At 36.9% G+C, this 17593-nt stretch carries 13 protein-coding genes; 2 read left to right on the forward strand and 11 right to left on the reverse strand.

The genetic code is table 11. From position 1 onward, the window contains the following. The first annotated feature begins 33 nt into the window (after positions 1-33). Positions 34-1983: a LamG domain-containing protein gene (locus ACQ2HE_RS08300; protein ID WP_430898676.1), complete on the forward strand. Its 1950-nt coding sequence runs from the start codon at positions 34-36 to the stop codon at positions 1981-1983. 104 nt (positions 1984-2087) lie between these two features. Here the strand turns inward: ACQ2HE_RS08300 and ACQ2HE_RS08305 are convergent, their stop codons facing one another. Genes ACQ2HE_RS08305 through ACQ2HE_RS08315 form a run of 3 tightly spaced genes read right to left on the reverse strand, consistent with a single transcriptional unit; the run spans position 2088 to position 5357 of the window. Then, on the reverse strand, positions 2088-2651 hold the full coding sequence (locus tag ACQ2HE_RS08305; protein ID WP_430898674.1) for a hypothetical protein: 564 nt from the start codon (positions 2649-2651) through the stop codon (positions 2088-2090). A gap of 19 nt (positions 2652-2670) precedes the next feature. Further along, on the reverse strand, positions 2671-4980 hold the full coding sequence (locus ACQ2HE_RS08310) for a TonB-dependent receptor (protein WP_430898672.1): 2310 nt from the start codon (positions 4978-4980) through the stop codon (positions 2671-2673). A 26-nt stretch (positions 4981-5006) separates the two neighbouring features. Beyond that, positions 5007-5357 (reverse strand): hypothetical protein, encoded by a 351-nt coding sequence (locus ACQ2HE_RS08315; RefSeq protein ID WP_430898670.1) that lies wholly within the window; start codon positions 5355-5357, stop codon positions 5007-5009. Positions 5358-5943: 586 nt separating this feature from the next. Here ACQ2HE_RS08315 and ACQ2HE_RS08320 point away from each other — a divergent pair. Next, positions 5944-6567, forward strand: a complete 624-nt coding sequence (locus ACQ2HE_RS08320) for a hypothetical protein (protein ID WP_430898668.1) — start codon at positions 5944-5946, stop codon at positions 6565-6567. 254 nt (positions 6568-6821) lie between these two features. On the opposite strand, the gene ACQ2HE_RS08325 is transcribed toward ACQ2HE_RS08320, so the two are convergent. From ACQ2HE_RS08325 to ACQ2HE_RS08360, 8 genes are all read right to left on the reverse strand, one after another. Beyond that, on the reverse strand, positions 6822-7289 hold the full coding sequence (locus ACQ2HE_RS08325; RefSeq protein ID WP_430898666.1) for a hypothetical protein: 468 nt from the start codon (positions 7287-7289) through the stop codon (positions 6822-6824). A gap of 771 nt (positions 7290-8060) precedes the next feature. Next, complete coding sequence (locus ACQ2HE_RS08330) at positions 8061-8219, reverse strand: hypothetical protein (protein WP_430898664.1); 159 nt, start codon at positions 8217-8219, stop codon at positions 8061-8063. Positions 8220-9250: 1031 nt separating this feature from the next. Next, positions 9251-10921 carry an RNA-binding domain-containing protein gene (locus ACQ2HE_RS08335; protein WP_430898662.1) on the reverse strand — a complete coding sequence of 557 codons (1671 nt, stop codon included), beginning with the start codon at positions 10919-10921 and terminating at the stop codon, positions 9251-9253. Between the two features lie 1057 nt (positions 10922-11978). Then, a complete protein-coding gene (locus tag ACQ2HE_RS08340; RefSeq protein ID WP_430898660.1) occupies positions 11979-13226 on the reverse strand; it encodes a hypothetical protein in 1248 nt (415 codons plus the stop codon). After that, positions 13214-13639 carry a hypothetical protein gene (locus tag ACQ2HE_RS08345; protein WP_430898658.1) on the reverse strand — a complete coding sequence of 142 codons (426 nt, stop codon included), beginning with the start codon at positions 13637-13639 and terminating at the stop codon, positions 13214-13216. Before ACQ2HE_RS08345 ends, ACQ2HE_RS08340 begins: the two co-directional genes overlap by 13 nt. Before the next feature lie 377 nt (positions 13640-14016). Next, positions 14017-14538 (reverse strand): hypothetical protein, encoded by a 522-nt coding sequence (locus tag ACQ2HE_RS08350; RefSeq protein WP_430898656.1) that lies wholly within the window; start codon positions 14536-14538, stop codon positions 14017-14019. Between the two features lie 257 nt (positions 14539-14795). Next, positions 14796-15893, reverse strand: a complete 1098-nt coding sequence (locus ACQ2HE_RS08355) for a PIN domain-containing protein (protein ID WP_430898654.1) — start codon at positions 15891-15893, stop codon at positions 14796-14798. Between the two features lie 222 nt (positions 15894-16115). Next, a complete protein-coding gene (locus tag ACQ2HE_RS08360) occupies positions 16116-17012 on the reverse strand; it encodes a DUF4062 domain-containing protein (RefSeq protein WP_430898652.1) in 897 nt (298 codons plus the stop codon). Positions 17013-17593: the final 581 nt, after the last annotated feature.

The raw sequence follows: 17593 nt of genomic DNA on the forward strand, positions 1-17593 counted from the left end.
GTATTTGAAGCATTACGTACAAACCTTAGCATCATGTTCACGACCTTATTGAAAAGACTAACCTTACCCCCGATCTTATTAACGTTAAGTCTTTTTACATACGCTCAAAATTACAGTTTAACTCTAAACGGTAGTAATTATGCGAATCTAGGCTCAAATGCTGCATTCGATGCATCTAATATTAAAACAGTAGAGGTCTTTGTTAAATTCAACAGCTTTGCAGGAACACAAGAAATTGTGAGCAGGTCTACCAATAGCTCGGGACTGGAACTATTGATCTATGGTGGCAATCTCAGCTTTTACCTAATGTACAACGCCTCAAATGCTAGCAATATTGATTATGCTACATCCAATTTGAGTACCGGCTTATGGTATCATATTGCGGCTGTATGGGATGGAACAAAAGAAGGCATGAAGTTATATGTAAACGGTGTAAGTGTAGGTACGAGATCTGATGTTGGTAATATTAACAGCACCGGAATTGGCGCTCCCAGTGGAAACTTGTTGTTGGGCGATTGGAGCGACGCTGGATCAAGAAGATATTTTAACGGAGATATAGACGAAGTACGCCTCTGGAGCACCGTTCAATCTCCTTCTACATTAAAAATAAAAATGTTTAGCGGACCTGCAGTAAATGCAGCCGGTTTGATTGCCTATTACAAATGCAACGACGGATCGGGTACTACTCTAGTCAACAGTAGCTCTAACACAAGTGGTGTTGATGGCTCTTTGGTTAGCTCACCCACATTCACTGCAAGTCCGGTTCAATTTACTGCCAACTCTCTCAATTTTGACGGTTCAAATGATGCAGCCATTATTCCCAAATCGGTTACTTCTGATTTCACCATTGAATTTTGGATGAAAACAACACAAACAGGTGGTGGAAGTGCCGGATCGCAATGGTACAGCGGTACAGGCCTTGTAGATGCAGAAGTTGGAGGCGTTACTACTGATTTCGGTATAACTATGACAGGTAACCGAGCAGCTTTTGGCATTGGCCAACCGGATGTGACCATTACCTCTACCTCTGCTGTGAATACAGGCTCTTGGGTACATATTGCTGCCACTTGGAAACAATCAACAGGCGCCATGGTACTCTATGTTAACGGAGCCCAGGAAGCCACCGGAACCGGAGGAACATCACTTCGCTCGGCACCAACACGCATTGCGCTAGGGATGATTCAAACCAATGGCAATTTCTACAACGGATTCCTCGATGAAGTCAGGATCTGGAATACTGTAAGAACTGCTACGGAAATTGCCAATAACATGAACCGAGAAGTAAATCCGGCGAGTGAAACAAACTTAATAGCTCAATATACTTTTAACAATGGTGCATCATCGGGTACAAATACGGGTTTGGTTTTCTTAATCGATCAAAAAAATGAGAACGCAGGCCAAATGTTTAACTTTGCGTTGACCGGAAGTACTTCCAATTTTTCTGCTCAGAAAAGCGGACTTTCACTGATACCTCTGAAATGGCTCAGTTTCTCTGCGCAGAAAAAGCAACAAGAAGTTATTCTTCAATGGAGCACCGTTACAGAAACCAATACACGAGAATTCTATATTGAACAAAGTGTAAATGGAACAAATTGGTATACTATTGGAAGAATCAGTGCTCAAAACAACAGTGGGTTTACCAGTAACTACAGTTTTGTAGACCGGAACCCCGTAAGCAACAACAATTACTATAGAATTAAGCAGATCGATTTAGACGGAAACTTCAGTTACAGTGAAGTAAAAGTTGTGCGCTTCACCAATTCAAAACAACTGATCACCATCGTCAAAAACCCGATCTATAATAAAATCATGGAAGTAAAAGTAGAAGAACCGATGGATCTTCAATTGTACAACAGTTTCGGACAAGTGCTTTGGTCTAAACAAGTACAGGCCGGTTACGTAACCCTCGATATGAGCAACTTCATTTCAGGTGTGTACTATGTGAGCGGAAAAGGCCATACCATCACCATCGTTATCAATTAAAACGCAGTAAGTCAATTTTTACATAGTTTTTCAGGGATCACTTTGTTCACTCCGACTAAAAAGCCCCGCAATTCAATTGCGGGGCTTGACTATTATAGTAGTTCTTACTGAATTTTTGTTGCGAATGTAGCTTCAATATCGGTTCCTGATTTTGTACTCGATACATCATCCGACTCGGCTTTATTTGGAGGAGTACCGGGGTAGTGTCTCAACACCACTTGAATACTTCCGGTGGCTGCGGCCCCTGTAGTCCAAGTAGAGGTCAGTCCAACGGAAATTCCATCTACGTCTTTACTCAAATTGGAAACAGAAATATTTGTACCGGAAGCGGGGATGAAATAAAAACGATGCGCAATTGCCTCCGTCAAAATCTCACTTGTAATATCTGCAACCGGAGATGCCGTTTTGTTCAACACAGCGATGCTCACATTGTATGTAGTATTTGGGGCTAATACTATTTGATCGGTTGTGGGAGCATTACCACCCGGACCATCCGGATCATCAAACTTATATACTAAAGAACTACCTCCAGCCGCAGGTGTAAACGTAAGTTGGAGTGTGGTCAAAACTTCTTCATCGTTTTCTTCTACGGCTACTTTTTTACAAGAAGCTACTGTTGCACCTAATAATAGAACTAAAACAAATGCATTTACTTTATTGAATTTCATGATTTTTAATTTTAGATAATTACAGATTAAAACTTGCGCAAACAATGATATTCCTACCCATTTCATCGGTGAAATACCGCATTGCATTTAAATAGTCGCGATACGTAACATTAAACAAATTGCGAGCTGAAATTGAAAAATTGAATTTATGATCCCACCACTCGGTATCCGTTCCTACTGATAAATTGACCAGTTGGTAAGCCGCCGGCGCAGCTTTGTAATCATACTTTAAACCGTTTGCTGTTGGAACTCTTCGTTGCTTGTCAACATACTGATATTCCAAATTCAGATAGGAATTGCTTCTCTTTAAGCCATCTTTAAATGTATACTTTAGACCGCTATTGTAGCGATTTGCGGGCATCATAATCAACCAATCGTTTGTTTTCCTATTTCTCGCATACAGGATCGACCATTTAACATCCCACTCAAGAGACTTGGTTACTTTCAAATTGGTTTGACCGTCTAATCCATATAAAAAAGCATCTGTTTGTTCGTATTGCCAAAGAGGGAAAGCCCCGGCGATGGTCAATACAGGCGCATCAGGTTTGGGTTGCTGGTAAATAAAATCGTTGATGTAATTTCCGTAAAACAACAATTCCATTTGCCATTTATCAGCCCTATCGTGATGCTGTACAGTGATGGATAGATTGGACGATTTCTCCGGAACCAATTTAATATCGCCCTTTTCATAGGTAGCTGTTCCATGATGAATACCATCCGACAATAATTCGTTTACATAGGGAGCTCTGGTTGCACGACTGAAGCTACCGATCAATTTCCACTGATCTGTCCAGTTGTAAATGCCCGTAACAGAAGCGCCAAATGTTGTGAACTTGAATGTATTATCGAGCGTATCGCCATTGAATTTCAACCGTGTTGTTGCAATATTCTTGAAATCGAAACGAGCGCCGGCCTGCAGTTCCCATTTTCCAAAAAACCATTTTTCGATATCATATACGCCATAATTTGTGGCGAAATAATTGGGTATAAAATACCGGCCTGAATACACATTGTTTTGTTGCATCGTTACCACTCCACTGCTTCCCTGGTGCCTTCCTGTTCTCGGACGTTCCCAAGAAATATCCTCCGTTAATGTGGCGATGTTTAAATCAAGCTGTGGTTTTGAAGAGGCGCTCCGAACAATATCATACTCTTGACGTGAATTGATTTGAGCCGCTACCAACAAGCTAATTTTATGCCCATTCAAATTGTAAGAGGTTTGAGACTTTATCAAATCGTGCGTCACTTGTTGGCGGGGTCGTTTAATTTGATACGATTGTTCATTGAGAAAAGATGCATCGGGACGGTCTGAAGCGATCGCTTTTTCCAAATCGGTGATGTTCCCAATATGCGATCCTGTAAAAATGCCCACTTGTGTAAAGAAGTGACTGTAAAACAACTCGGTGTTCCACAATTTCTTCTTATATCCGGCTGTTACAGAGAAATTAATTTCTTGCATACCGGTATTGTTCAGACGATAATTGGGCGTCATTACATTTGCGCCATTCTTGAACGTGCCTTGAAGCCTGTATGCAAAAGCATCTACCTTTTTGAGACGTTGTTCGAATTGAGCCGAAGCAATGTATTCTTGATTATTAGTAGCATAGGCGGTATGTAGTACTCCGGAGGTTCCCACTGTAGTTCTCAGCGGTTTGGTATCTACAATTACCACACCACCAATAGCATCGCTTCCATAGCGCAACTCATCTACCCCTTTTATTACCAGTAGCTTGTCTGCCAAGTACGTGTCAATTTCAGGTGCATGTTCATTGCCCCATTGCTGCCCTTCTTGGCGTACACCATTATTGATGGTGAGAATTCTGCTGCCATGTAGTCCATGAATAACGGGTTTAGCGATGGTATTACCGGTTTGAAGCATGGTCACTCCCGTTAATCTTGAAAGTGCTTCAGCCAGTGAACCGGTTTTTGCTTCTTGCAGTGCGATGCCACTTAGCTCTTTTTTAAATCCGGAACTTTGAATGCCTTTAGAAGCCGATACCACTACTTTTTCAAGGGTTTTACTAGCGTGCAGCAGCTTGAAATCGAAATGCATGTCTTTTTGCAGATCCAGCAATTCCGAAATTGTATCACAAGATGCATGGGAAATTACCAATGTGTATTTACCGGCGCAAAGTCCGTTGAAAAGGAAATCGCCATTATTATCCGACAAGGCCGATTTATTCAATTCTTTGATCAACAAAGTAGCGCCTGCCAATTTTTCTTTGGTATCCTTGTCCTCAATATGACCGCTCAAACGAAAGCTACAGTTTTGAGCTTGTACCGAATACATCGATACAAGTAAGAATACCAGACTTAGAAGTCTGAACATAATAAAATACAATTAAAGATGACTAATTAAGAAACAGAATTAGTCAGGGCAGGCGGGCCACGTCTATTGAAGACTTCTTGAAAACTAAGATGAAATGAGGAGGAATCATTGCTTTCAACATGAACAAGGAAGTGTTGTGTAGGGGTGGACTCTATTGCATCCAATTCTAGGAACGGTGTTCCTACCACCCAATCTTGAACATGACAGAACTTGTTGTAAGAAACCAGATCATCGGCGCTACAATCTTTGTGTTGATGTACCGAATCGATGTGTCGGGAAAATTGGTCGTGCCAAACCCATTGGGGCGTGATGCTGAAAACAAACAGCGTCACTACCAACAGTGATAGTAATTTGTATATCGGAGACCCTTTTTTCATTTTTTGCAACAACGTATCAAAAATAGGCAAATGGAGGGAAGTGGCAAAATTTGAATGAGGGAAGAAAGAGAAAGAACAGGAAGAGGAACAGGGGAGTACAAGAGGGAGGATGGAAGATAGATGAGGGAGGAAATACAGTGTGAATAACAACGCTGCGGTGAAAAAGGAGAAGGAAGAAAGAACAGGAAGAAGAACAGGGGGAATACAGGAGGGAGGATGGAAGATAGATGAGGGAGGAAATACAGAAGGTCCGCCAGCGCTGCGTTGCCGCTGCGAGCTTGTCCTGAGCGGGCCGAAGGCTCAGTCGAAGGACGCTGCGCCGCCGCGGTGAAAAAGAAGGAATAAGGAAAAGACAGAAAGAACAAAAACAGTAACAAACGAAACTTCGCGACTCCTTTGCGGACTTGGCGGACTCTGCGGTGAACACACCCCAACCGCCGGCTGTTCAATTCTTAATTCTTACTTCTTAATTCCCCCTGCATGTTTCCCCCTAATTTCTCAATTTACCCCCCTCCAACCCTTGCACCAAAACAGTAACACAGCCCTTTCTACGTTCAATACTAGGTCCAACGAAAAACCGGGTTACATGTATTCTATCCTTTTGAAAAAAACAGTATTTGTAGTTGTAAGCAGTTTGGCATTTTACATCAGTATGGCACAACCGAAGAAGACAGTTCCAACGGTCAGCGCCCTACCCGATTCTGATATTCCCTGTATTGTAGAGAAGCAACAAGGCTCGGTAATAGTGAAATGGAACATGTTCCAAGACACCCTCGCCGATCAATACAAGATCGAGTACTCAATGGATGCCTCCAACTGGACCACCATTGCCGTGATCCCCACTCCCATGCGCAAGCAAGGCATGCAGTATTACAGTTTTATCCATGATTTCCCCAGCGCCCGCGACAATTATTACCGCGTCACGCAGATGCAAACCAACGGCACTGAAATTCGTTCTTCCGTGCAACACATCTCTTTTACCAAAGATGTTCCCGTAGTACGCATCAAAAAAGACACCGTTGAGAACGGCTTTCTCGACATCGAACTAAAAGAAGCCGGTCCCATTTATATCTACAGCTCCGCCGGTCAACTCCTCTTTCAAAAAAACCTCAAGCCCGGTCCCTGTTTAATTGACATCATGCACTTCGGCAAAGGCGCTTATTATGTGAAGGATATGAAAATGACGCAGAAGATTGTGTTGCCGAATTAGGGTGAGGGGGATTGTCTTGGGCACAATCTATTGCTGTGGCTGGCAGGAAACTGCTGAAGATTGGGTACGCTTACAGCTCTCTTAGGGACCAAAGACCACCTAGGCTCCGGAACTAAAAAAATACAGTACGTTTCAGATAACAAATTTTCATTTCTGGTTTGCCTATACTTATTATTCTAATAAGAGTCATTCCATTTACTAAATTATAGCGACAATTTTGACTTGATACTTTCAGTTTGCCCCAAGAAATATTCTCATCGGTGACTAATCTCTGCTATGATATCACTAATCCAAAGCTTTTCATATCTGTCTGGAATATATCCGTTTAAGATGTCAACTATTTTCTGAGCTGTTTTGTCGTTCGCATTGTGCAAATCAAAACTAAGTTTACGACGATTGGATGAAAAGTAAAGATTGATGATTCCTCCGCTCATTACTTGTGTATTCATTTTGTACACTGAGTCCCCTTTAATTTCCTTCGATATGTTAATGATTGAATCAATTGATGAATTTCGAAAATTCCCTATTAAGACAGTGTCTACTTTAGCTTTTTTAGATTCATTGAACAGCCAAGCTTCTTCCAATGTATACACAAATTGAGATCCTCGAACTCTAAACATAGGTTGCATTGTCCACATGTTGCTTCCAAGTCCAATAGAAATATATGACAAAGTAAATGAAGTGTCAGTTTTCGTATCAGCCTGTTGAGCAAAGACCTTCATTGAGATTAAATGCAGTCCTATGAAAAATAAAAGAAGTTTCATTCTATAACGGGATTTCAAAATAAGTCTAATCTGAAATGTACGAAACTCCCCAAGAATTGATACATTATTAACTTTATTACAACTATACTGTTAGCGCTATATGCGACTGATCCACTCTCACCAAAATTCACAATTTGTCAAAAAAATAGCCCCTTTAACACATAATCTTCACCTCCAAATTCATCCATTTAAATGCAACCCACTTCGGGGTTGTATGGCACGCTTATCACTCTGTTGCTACCAATCTGCAACCCCTTCGGGGTTGGAAAAAACGGACTCATTTTTTGGGGACATTTACAAAATAGCGCGGGACGAGCCGAAGGGTGTATTTAGGAAGAACAGGATGTCCTCTATGAGAGATACACCTAATCTTGCCACTGAAGTGCTTCTTCAAATTCTTCTATTCCGAACAAATAATTTGATCATTTTTCATCACGAAGCTTAAGCCAAATTAGAAACCATGCCGTCTTTGGGTTGTCAATTGTCAACAAGTAATTCTTTTGAATTTCATTCACAACAAAAACATCGTCTCCCTCAATAACTATCTTCGATTTTATCCTGAACAAAATTTCGTCACAGTTCTTCTTATACGAGTCCCCTCTTGTCTTTGTCCAATTCGAGTATTTAAATGACTGTCGCATTTTATATGATATCTTTTACAATTGCATCTTAAATGCGTATTAAAAAAGGTGTCAAACAATGACACCTTGAATTTTATTGGTAAAAGTTCTATGAATTTGCAGACTTTACTTTCTTTAAATACTTTTTTGCATCTTCCACCTTTTTGGGAAACAAATCTCTGCCTTTAAGTTTTGATGCCACTAAAGACAAAAGCCCAGATTCAGGTACTTTTACCATTTCCTTCGATTTTGTTTCTTTAGCTTTCATACTATAAAACTATGATTTTTTCTGAATAAAATTTTAGAACCAGTATTAATTCAGCAAATAGATCTTAACCAAAAAACAAACAAACATTAAAAAGTTTACGATGGAAATTGAATTAATAAAATAGAATGGATATCTGCTTATTTTCGAGTTACCACAGTAATCGTCCATACCTTCGCTTACTAAATACACCAATCATTGGAACTATTTTTTCATTTCAATATTCCATTCACTAACTGTATAAAAATTCCAAAGCCCTTTTCTTGCTGTTATAATTAGACTAAGACTATCAATACTTGTATTCTCATATTGTTTAATAGACTGATAACTCACCCGAAAACTCTCACTCCTATCAGCAAATTTAAAATCAATACTTGGCCGTCTTCCCGTCCATAGTCTCGTTATTGGGCATGTAATGTATTCTTCACTGTTTTTTTGTATCACTTTGTAATTACAATAGTCCCACCCAATCTTCGCTATCTGTCCGAAGCTTATGTAGGAGAAAATAATTCCTTGTAATAAATAGAAAAAGACCATAAATATCCAAAGTCCAATCCCTCTGTTTTTCAAAAAACGATCGATTAGAAATTTTCTCCTGTACAAACCTAAAGCGATCATGCCTATAAGAGTGGGTAAAATTAAAATATATACAAGGTATCTCTTATCGTGTCCAATTGTTCGTGGCTCCAAAAAGTAATAGTAAGCCGCTGTTATAATCCCAAAGAAGTAGATCAGTCTTATAGGCATCTCTTTGAAGGATTTTTCTTTACTGGGTGTTTTCGATTACTATTGAAACTTTCGCTCTTCATAATCTTGTTACAGTAATAAAAGACCCAAATTTCAACATTAACTTGGAAAGAAAAAATATTTTACCAACTAAAGTAACTAAAATCGATCAATTATAATTTTGAACAAAAAACCGTCCGAACTCTTATTACTTTAACAGATAATGTTTCAAACTACGAAACAGAAAACACACTTGAATAAATTGTTGCAATATCTTGTACTGTAAAAATATCAAAATTAGCAGCATACTATTTCAAAAACCACTTACTACTTCTACCTCTACCTCTATTAATTACATACTTCAACTTACTCAAAAATTGATAAGTAGATGCAGACGAAGTAAAGCCCATTAAATTCATCAACTCTTCATTATTTGCTGATCTATGAAGCTTCAAAAACTGGAGTAACTTTACGTGCTTTTCACTATTCTTTGAATCTTGAAAGGGCTTACTAACATCAAACAAACTATTAGCCAAACCACTTGGACAAATATATACACCCTCATTACTAGCCTTGTAACAAACATAAGTTCTAAAATCTTCATTTCCCATCGCCTCCTGTATTGACTCCCATGGATGTTCAAGAATACTAGCTAGCTTCGCTTCAAGAGTAACAACATTAACATACCCAATAGCATACATGCTGTTTAGTATATATAACTCTGTTATACCACAGTTTTTCAAATATTTTTGCGTAAGAATAAAAATACCAGATTTAAAATACTCTGCTTCCATCGAAACTTCGATTGCTTTGAGTTTTTCTTCAAATCTTGGAAACTCTCGACCGTATTTTAGAGAATTCAGACCCATGCGTAAAACTCCCATACCCGCGCGATCAACTAATTGAAAATTCATAAGAATTTTTGCAAGTGTTTTATTTCTATGGCGTGGTTCATGAAAAGTAATATTTGAACTGTTTACTCCACCATAAAACTCACCTGGATTTGTAATGATCAGCTTTTTTCCCGTAAAATTAATTGAAGTCATACCTTCTTCACTATAGTCTCTATGCACAATAGCATTAAGATATGCTTCATGAAATGCTTGTTCATCCAAAGTAGAAAGCTCATATTGTAAACCTTCATACTCAATTGCCAACCTAGAATTGCATATAACAAAATGGGATTTTGCTCTTTTAATAGTCTCCCAAACATTATCACTCCATACATCATTTATTCTCAGTTCACCAGAATTTGTCTTCCATGAAAATCTATACTCATAAACTCCTAATAAATTTCTAATACAATCTGGCTTACCTAAAAAGAGCAAGCCCCCTTTATTCAACAATCCATTTTTTGTAGCACCTATAGATTCTAAGAAAGCTTCATCAGAAATTTCACCTTCATTAATATTACGTCTTTCTATAAAATCACTTTTTGCTTCCTTCATCGATAGCTCACTAAGGCATGACCTCCACTCGTCACTAATTTCCTCATCGCTCCAATCATAGTTTTGTAGGCCTTTTACGAGTGCATTAATCTGTTCAGGTCGAGCGGGCATACTTGATTTACCAACTCTGATACAAATTTTTCCTGAACTTGTTGATACAATAGAATAATTGACTTTAGGAACCTTAATCACTAAGTAATTCTTTCCATCATAAGAGTGATTAAACAAGATCAGGTTCAGTTTTGGTTCAATCTTTCCAAGTAACCTTTCCTTAGCAGTGCTTAAATCAATTTGCAAGAATCCATTTAATTGTTGATCCCATCTTCTATTACTTATATTTGAGCTATCGATAATTCCAATAATAATATATCCGCCTTTCGTATTTGCCAAAGCGGAAATCTCTTCAGCAACATCCTTCGCTCCAAAAAACGAATTTTCTGAAGAATAGTTTTTAAACTCTAACGTATCAGACTCCAAAGCCTCGCTCGGATTAACTTTTACATATTCAAGAATTCTATTAATTTCATCCATAGTTGTAATTTCATTTAATGCCAAATATTGTCTTCATAGTTATATTTTATATTTCTTTCCACGAAGCCAAAAACCGAATCTTCAAACTTGAACGAATAATTAAAATTGATTTTTTCCATCCCACTTTATCAATGTTTAGCCTAGCAATTAGTTGAAATATATAAAAATTGCCCTCAACTTGCATAAAACTTCAAATCATCCTCAGCAATACAGATTTCTCAGATATTATGTCTCCTCTGAAAACAAAATCTCTAACTCTGTTGTAAGGATCAAATCATATTGCTATTTTCATGTAAAATAAATGTTCTCAGAAAACCGGGTTCTTCGTCTTTATGTAACTTTCTTTGAGTAAACTTTAAAGTCTTCTTTTTACGATAATGAAGAAAATCATGTTCGGTCCTTAAGTAAGTGTCAATTTTACAATCTTAAAAAGTGAAGTCTAACCAATCAATACTACAATGTATTCATTTATACATTCTGTTTTCTTCGATACGAAAAAGATATCTTGCTTTGTTACTAAATATTTCAAAATTAAGTTTTTTCAGAAAAAACTTAACTTTATCTCGAAAATTTATGAAATATATTCTACTGTTGTTAGTTAAGGTCCGTTCTTGTTTCCCTAAAGTCAAATTCACCTTTAAAGTAGCCCTTGTCACTCGTGTCACTGATATTAATAATCATTCCTGCGTTCAATACTTTTTGTCTTCGATTTTAGTGATTGACTCTGTAAAACCTGCATATATCCGTTCAACTTGGTCAAAATAACTTGTAGATATAATCTATCTTTGTTTACAGTAAAACGAAAACATCAAAATGAAGGGCGACACAATACTTATAAGAACAAAAAATTGTTCTAATACCCTATCTTGACTATATTAAAGAATAATCAATAAATTTTAAGGCGTGCCAAAGAATTGCATGCAAAGTTTTGGTATTTCGCGCAATTCCGGACTTCGGAGAAAAAACTATAAATGATGACAAAAGTTGAAGCTAGGTCGATGTTCAATAAACCACTTCACCCACTTTTCAACCAAACCACTGTTAGTTGAATCAATTTTTACTTAGTGTCCCGTCCATGCCAAATTTTTGGCGTCCTGTGTTCTAGGCCAATTAACTTTTCATTTTGGTCTAAAAAGTAATCCTGATTAAATGAATAGACTTCAATTCTGTCGTCTTTGATTACGTGCAAATGATTTTGATAATTCATAGAACGTGGATAAACTCTCCATCTAGTAATTGGCCCTTCTATCGTTATTGATTCCCCATTACTTAAAAGAACAACAAGAGCATTTTCACATTCAACAATTGTCCCATAGTATGAAGTCCCACCACCAATAACTCTACCTTTCCAAGCTTGAAGATCTAAATTTTGTAGCTGTGTAAACTGTTCTTCTCCTTTTTCCTTATTGGGATTATTCCTGAATCTTACTATTTCAAATCCATTATCTGTTGCTCGGTATATTTTATCGTCAATTCCCCAACTTAGATTTTTCCTATCCCCCATACCTTCAAAAATTCTCTCTTCAGTAATTTCACCCTTAAATTCTCTCTGAAATTTCGATTTCCCGAAATCAAATTCATCAGTTATTACCGAATCATCTGCCTTTTTCAATTCAAAAAGTGCCATATAAGAACTTTCAGTCAACGACGAATTATAAATACTCCAATATGTGTAATTAGCAAATGAGGAATGCTTTTTACTTATCTGAACTGGATCTTTCAAATTCCATCTCCTTCTAAATGAAGTGGACATATCAAATTCAAATAGACCTTCGTTACCGCCTGATAAGGCGAGCTGAGGATACTTGTTTGCTCTAATGGCTAGTAAATTACAATCCCAAATTTTAGTCGACTTAGTACTTACTGGATATTTACGATTATCTCTATGTGCTGTAGAAGAAAATAATCCTTGTTCTGTTATATAATACAACATACTTCCATAAATTTCAGTATCTGTTGGAAGTGTGTTTCTGGGAGTGTCTTGTTCACCATACAAAAACTTATCGACTAGTCTTTCAGATATTACATAGTCTTGTTTGGATAAAATCGAGAACTTTTCAATGAGTATGTTTTTAAAGTCCTCATCAAGGAATAGTTCTACTAAGTCAGATTTGTAAAGATAGTTGCCATCAAGAAAACAAAACTTTAGCGGTAAAGCATCTCTTTTACTGTTTGGTAATGAATAAACAAGCTCATCCCATTTATAAACCTTTATTTTGCCATCAAACGTCCAAAGGTATAGCCTGCCCCGATAAATTTGGCAATCAATATAGTCACCTTGTATTGAAATTTTTACAGGTTGCATTGCTTTCCTTGTCTAATTTTAACAATGTGGTGCTTTTTTATATGTCCATTTGCTCTCCATTTGCTAAGTATTGAAATTCCTGGTCTGTCTTGAATGTTTCTACAATAGTCCGCGGGATAACCGTGCCAAACTCCATCGCCGTTTTTCGCAACAAACTTAGCAATTTTCAGTTCTTCATTCTGAAAATTCTCGCCCAATATTAAAAGATTGCTTTCACTGGGAATAAGCCCCCAACTGAACACACCTTCAATCCAAGAATTTCTTTGCGAATTTACAAAACACTCAACTTCTTCTTCAATAGTTACCGTCCAACGAGATTTGTTTTCTTGCAATCTCCTATGTGCAGAAGATACATAATATCTAGATGTTATCCTTGGTGTTAAGTCAATATTCCTATCTACTTCGTATGGCACATTTCTAAATTTTGTATATGTATTTATTAGTGGTTACAACCTAAATATACGAAATTCCCAATATATTGTTATATAATTAATACTGTTAGTGTGATACATAACACATTATCTTTTTGCACAATCCGCACTATTCAAAAAATTTACCCATTTAAATGCAACCCACTTCGGGGTTGTATGGCACGTTTGTCCCTCTGTTGCTACCAATATGCAACCCCTTCGGAGTTGGATAAAACGGACTCATTTTTGGAGACATTTACAAAATAGCCCGGGGGACGAGCCGAAGGGTGGTCTCTTTTGCCTGCCTAACCATGGCTGAAATACTGCAGTCTCGATGTAAAAAAGCTCCCTTTCTTAAACTGAAAACTATTTTAACCTTTTCAGGATCGTCTATACTCAATGTTCATAGAAAGTCCATTTACCAAGGTCCATAAGAGAACTGAAACCCCAATAAAGAAACCGTAACGGCCAAATATATCACAAATCAAGAAGGTAAGACCGCTTGCAATGGCGGTCAATATAATTTGAAGAATGGAAATGTTCTTTCTCAACAAGTACTTGGTCACCAGTAGGATTAACAAAGAACCTGAAAAAGCCGCCAATACGACGCCAAATGGTATAAGGCCTTCGGTTGCAAACAATAACACAACTCCGTAATAAATTAAAGCGGAAAGCGCTAAATGAAACAGTATTCGAAGTTTCAATTTATTTAAGCTTCCAACATTATAATAACTAGTGGTCAAGGGGAAACTAAGTCCGGGCAAGAAGATCATTAAAAAATAAAACAAGTCAACTGTTGCTTCTCCAAAATCTATGGACCAGCAGAAAAAGAAATAGAACAACCCGGTTAAAATTGAATTATATAGAGGTCTATTACTTTTATGTTGGTCGCGTAGGTTCATAAATTCATTGTATTAAATGCTTCTACTCCAAAACCAAATCGAACAAACTATGTTGAAAAGAGGCATTCTTGCTTTTCTGGCTGGGTTTGGTTGTTGGGATTATATTTAAGTCAAATCACAAGAACTAAAACTGCGCTTTACCTATCTAGTTCAACCTAGGATCCGTCGAGACCCAAACCACAATACTAAAGAATTACCGCATTTGTCTGCCCAAATGTCAAGCCCCACAATTGGTAATACCAGTGTTGTGCATAGCTTTATTTATAATCACCATCAACTTTATTTATTTCAATACTTGTACATACTAACTCAGAGTTTATTATTAGTGACATTTCAATTGGTATGTCAACAAGCCTGCTAACTAAAACAACATGATCATTCCAATCTCCTTCTACTAATGAGACATCTAGCTGATCAGAAATCCAATAGTCCGATTTGTCGATAAAGTAGTCTATCTCAGATTCTACTTTAAACTGAACATCAACAATGTATTCTTTTGAATTCAATTTTTTAACAGAAGTATTGTCAATTGAAAAGTCTTCACTAATGTTACTTACTGTTGGATTATCGTTTGCATATGGTGCAAGACAGTAATAATTGCTTAAACTACCACCAACAAAATACTTAAACAAATAGTTGTCGAGTAAGGATTTAAGTTCAAATTTCAAAAACTCATTATTCATGAGTTTCCCTTCAAATATTTTTGCTTGCTTGAAAAACAATTTTGAGACTTGGTCATTATACTCATTTAGGGAAGAATATACTACTACTGAATGGCCAGTCAGATTTTCGTCTCGCAATTCTTTTATTAAATCCTTGTGAAGACTTTTGTCGTCTGAAGTAAAGTCTTTGTGATTATTTGTTATAAAAACAACTTCAGGTGTCGCTGGTATTTCGATATGTTCCGGAGAAACCAAAGACTTAACATTTTCCCAGATTAACGAATCTCTATATCCCTTTTCATTCGAATTAAAAGGTTTAAGCTTTAGCATAGCCTTTTTTGCCAAAAGCTTATGACTTGCTTCTGGATAATCAATAATTCCAATTTGGCTAGCCTTGATGAGTTTATCTAGATTTTTTGTATAATTTGTCTTGGTTGTCTCAATCAATTTGTCTGATAAAGAAAACCCTGTCGTTATATTCGCATCTTTTTCAAACTTTATCAATTCATTATTGATTTCAGAAATTGAGTTTTCAATTCTCTGACTAAACTTGTTAATCACTTCATCCAAAACAACTTGAGGAATATATAACTCAATGTCACCATTTTTTGAACTTTCAAGTAGAATCTTGAAGTTTGGCGATCGCATCCAAAAATCCGAGATAACTATATTTGAATCTAATACTACCTTCATTTTTATAGTTAACAAAAATTATTCACAGCGAGCAGGGTTTAATCCAAGTTTGGAAATATTACTCCGTCCTCCCCAAACTGCTTTCGATTGAGAATTTAGATTTTATTCAAGAAATAAAACTGACGCTTGTTTGGCCATTGTGAATCCCCAAATTGGTTTCCCAAACAGTTGAAGATTGCTTGAACTTGCTAATATGCACAAAACCAAATGTAACGCCAGTAGTTAATTTTCAACGCTTTTTGCCAGCGATTTTAAATAGAAATTATGTCCATCGTCAGTGAACCTAAATCTATAGAAGCCCTTTCCTATATTTAAAACTACTTTGTAACTTGCCAATATCAAAAATGGACCCGCCGAATTATCGCCTACGTCTAGTCCTTCACCCAGAGATTTACCATTTGCTAACATAAAATTGAACAAAGAAATTTCATTGTCATTGATAACAATAGTTTCACTTTCCAGAAGATTCTTTAACTGATTGTATGTCAAACTTGCGTATGTAGAATTAGAGTCTTTTTGAGCGTTGTTTAAACTTATTCTTAACTCAGAATTTTCTTTTATTAATCGTGCAATTTCTTCTGCAAACGGAACTACATCTATCATCTTATCGCCCTTAACCCAACCAACTAAATCTTTTCTGTAACTAAATTCAGAAAGTTTTTCATGTATCGCAATCTTTATATCTTTCTTGTCATCCCAAAATTTTATAAGATTATTTAAAACTTGCAATCTAAACTCCTTTAACAGCTTAGGATTTTCTTCTTCAAGTGCTTTTCGTCCAAGTACTTTTATTTTATCATTAATTGCATTATCGGAAATTACAACTGCAAACATAGGTTTGTTCTTCTTTATAGCATATTCATACTCTAATTGAGTATAGCTTTTACCTGTCTTATTATCAACACTACCATATCTACCTCCCAGAATTAATAGATAAACATCAGATTCATCAATCCACCTTTCTATAACAGTCATTTGTGATTCATCTCCTGCGGAAAACAATTCCATTCCTGCTGGTATATGACCAGAAGACAAAATTGCTTCCACTGCAGCTTGTCGCTCTTCTATTAGGTCTGTAAAAGTAGAGGAAACAAAAACTTGTAACTTTTTATCCTTCATAATTTGTAAGGTGCTATATTTTATTGCCGTATATGCATAAATATACGAAACTCCACAGAATCTAACATATAACAAATTATACGATATTTATACTGTTAGTGATGTACAACATATTATCTAATAGCACAATTAGCCCTTTTTAAAAAGGAAGCAAACATGTCAAATGATCATCCATAACAACTTGATCCATTCAGATGCAACCCACTTCGGGGTTGTATGGCACGCTTATCACTCTGCTTCTACCAATATGCAACCCCTTCGGGGTTGGCCTAACCGAAATCATTGACAAGGAAGGCTTTTTTTGCATAGGGACCTCCTATCTGATCTTTCGCAGTTATCAACACCAGCAGTTGCTTTTGGAAATTCACTTCTCAATAATAAGTTCCCTGCATCTAAGTCGCAGAAATAGATGAATCCGCAATCTGTGCTTTCTACCACCTAATGTAGTGGCTCAATTGAAAACCCTAATTTGAATCAACCAGAAAAATTCTGATAGATATTTTCTTTCAGAAAAATAATGTTATCATACTTACTGAAATACTAAATCCTCAAATAACCCTTTATTAAAATATTAAAATTGT

It is taken from the genome of Endoryza foliicola (assembly GCF_050589245.1).
Taxonomy (GTDB): Bacteria; Bacteroidota; Bacteroidia; order Chitinophagales; family Chitinophagaceae; genus Endoryza; species Endoryza foliicola.

Bases quoted from the DNA above. Each gene is read 5' to 3' on its own strand.
- ACQ2HE_RS08360 (WP_430898652.1), bottom strand. From the start codon at position 17,012: ATGAAGGATAAAAAGTTACAAGTTTTTGTTTCCTCTACTTTTACAGAC.
- ACQ2HE_RS08300 (WP_430898676.1), top strand. From the start codon at position 34: ATGTTCACGACCTTATTGAAAAGACTAACCTTACCCCCGATCTTATTA.
- ACQ2HE_RS08335 (WP_430898662.1), bottom strand. From the start codon at position 10,921: ATGGATGAAATTAATAGAATTCTTGAATATGTAAAAGTTAATCCGAGC.
- ACQ2HE_RS08340 (WP_430898660.1), bottom strand. From the start codon at position 13,226: ATGCAACCTGTAAAAATTTCAATACAAGGTGACTATATTGATTGCCAA.
- ACQ2HE_RS08330 (WP_430898664.1), bottom strand. From the start codon at position 8,219: ATGAAAGCTAAAGAAACAAAATCGAAGGAAATGGTAAAAGTACCTGAA.
- ACQ2HE_RS08350 (WP_430898656.1), bottom strand. From the start codon at position 14,538: ATGAACCTACGCGACCAACATAAAAGTAATAGACCTCTATATAATTCA.
- ACQ2HE_RS08310 (WP_430898672.1), bottom strand. From the start codon at position 4,980: ATGTTCAGACTTCTAAGTCTGGTATTCTTACTTGTATCGATGTATTCG.
- ACQ2HE_RS08320 (WP_430898668.1), top strand. From the start codon at position 5,944: ATGTATTCTATCCTTTTGAAAAAAACAGTATTTGTAGTTGTAAGCAGT.
- ACQ2HE_RS08315 (WP_430898670.1), bottom strand. From the start codon at position 5,357: ATGAAAAAAGGGTCTCCGATATACAAATTACTATCACTGTTGGTAGTG.
- ACQ2HE_RS08355 (WP_430898654.1), bottom strand. From the start codon at position 15,893: ATGAAGGTAGTATTAGATTCAAATATAGTTATCTCGGATTTTTGGATG.
- ACQ2HE_RS08305 (WP_430898674.1), bottom strand. From the start codon at position 2,651: ATGAAATTCAATAAAGTAAATGCATTTGTTTTAGTTCTATTATTAGGT.
- ACQ2HE_RS08325 (WP_430898666.1), bottom strand. From the start codon at position 7,289: ATGAAGGTCTTTGCTCAACAGGCTGATACGAAAACTGACACTTCATTT.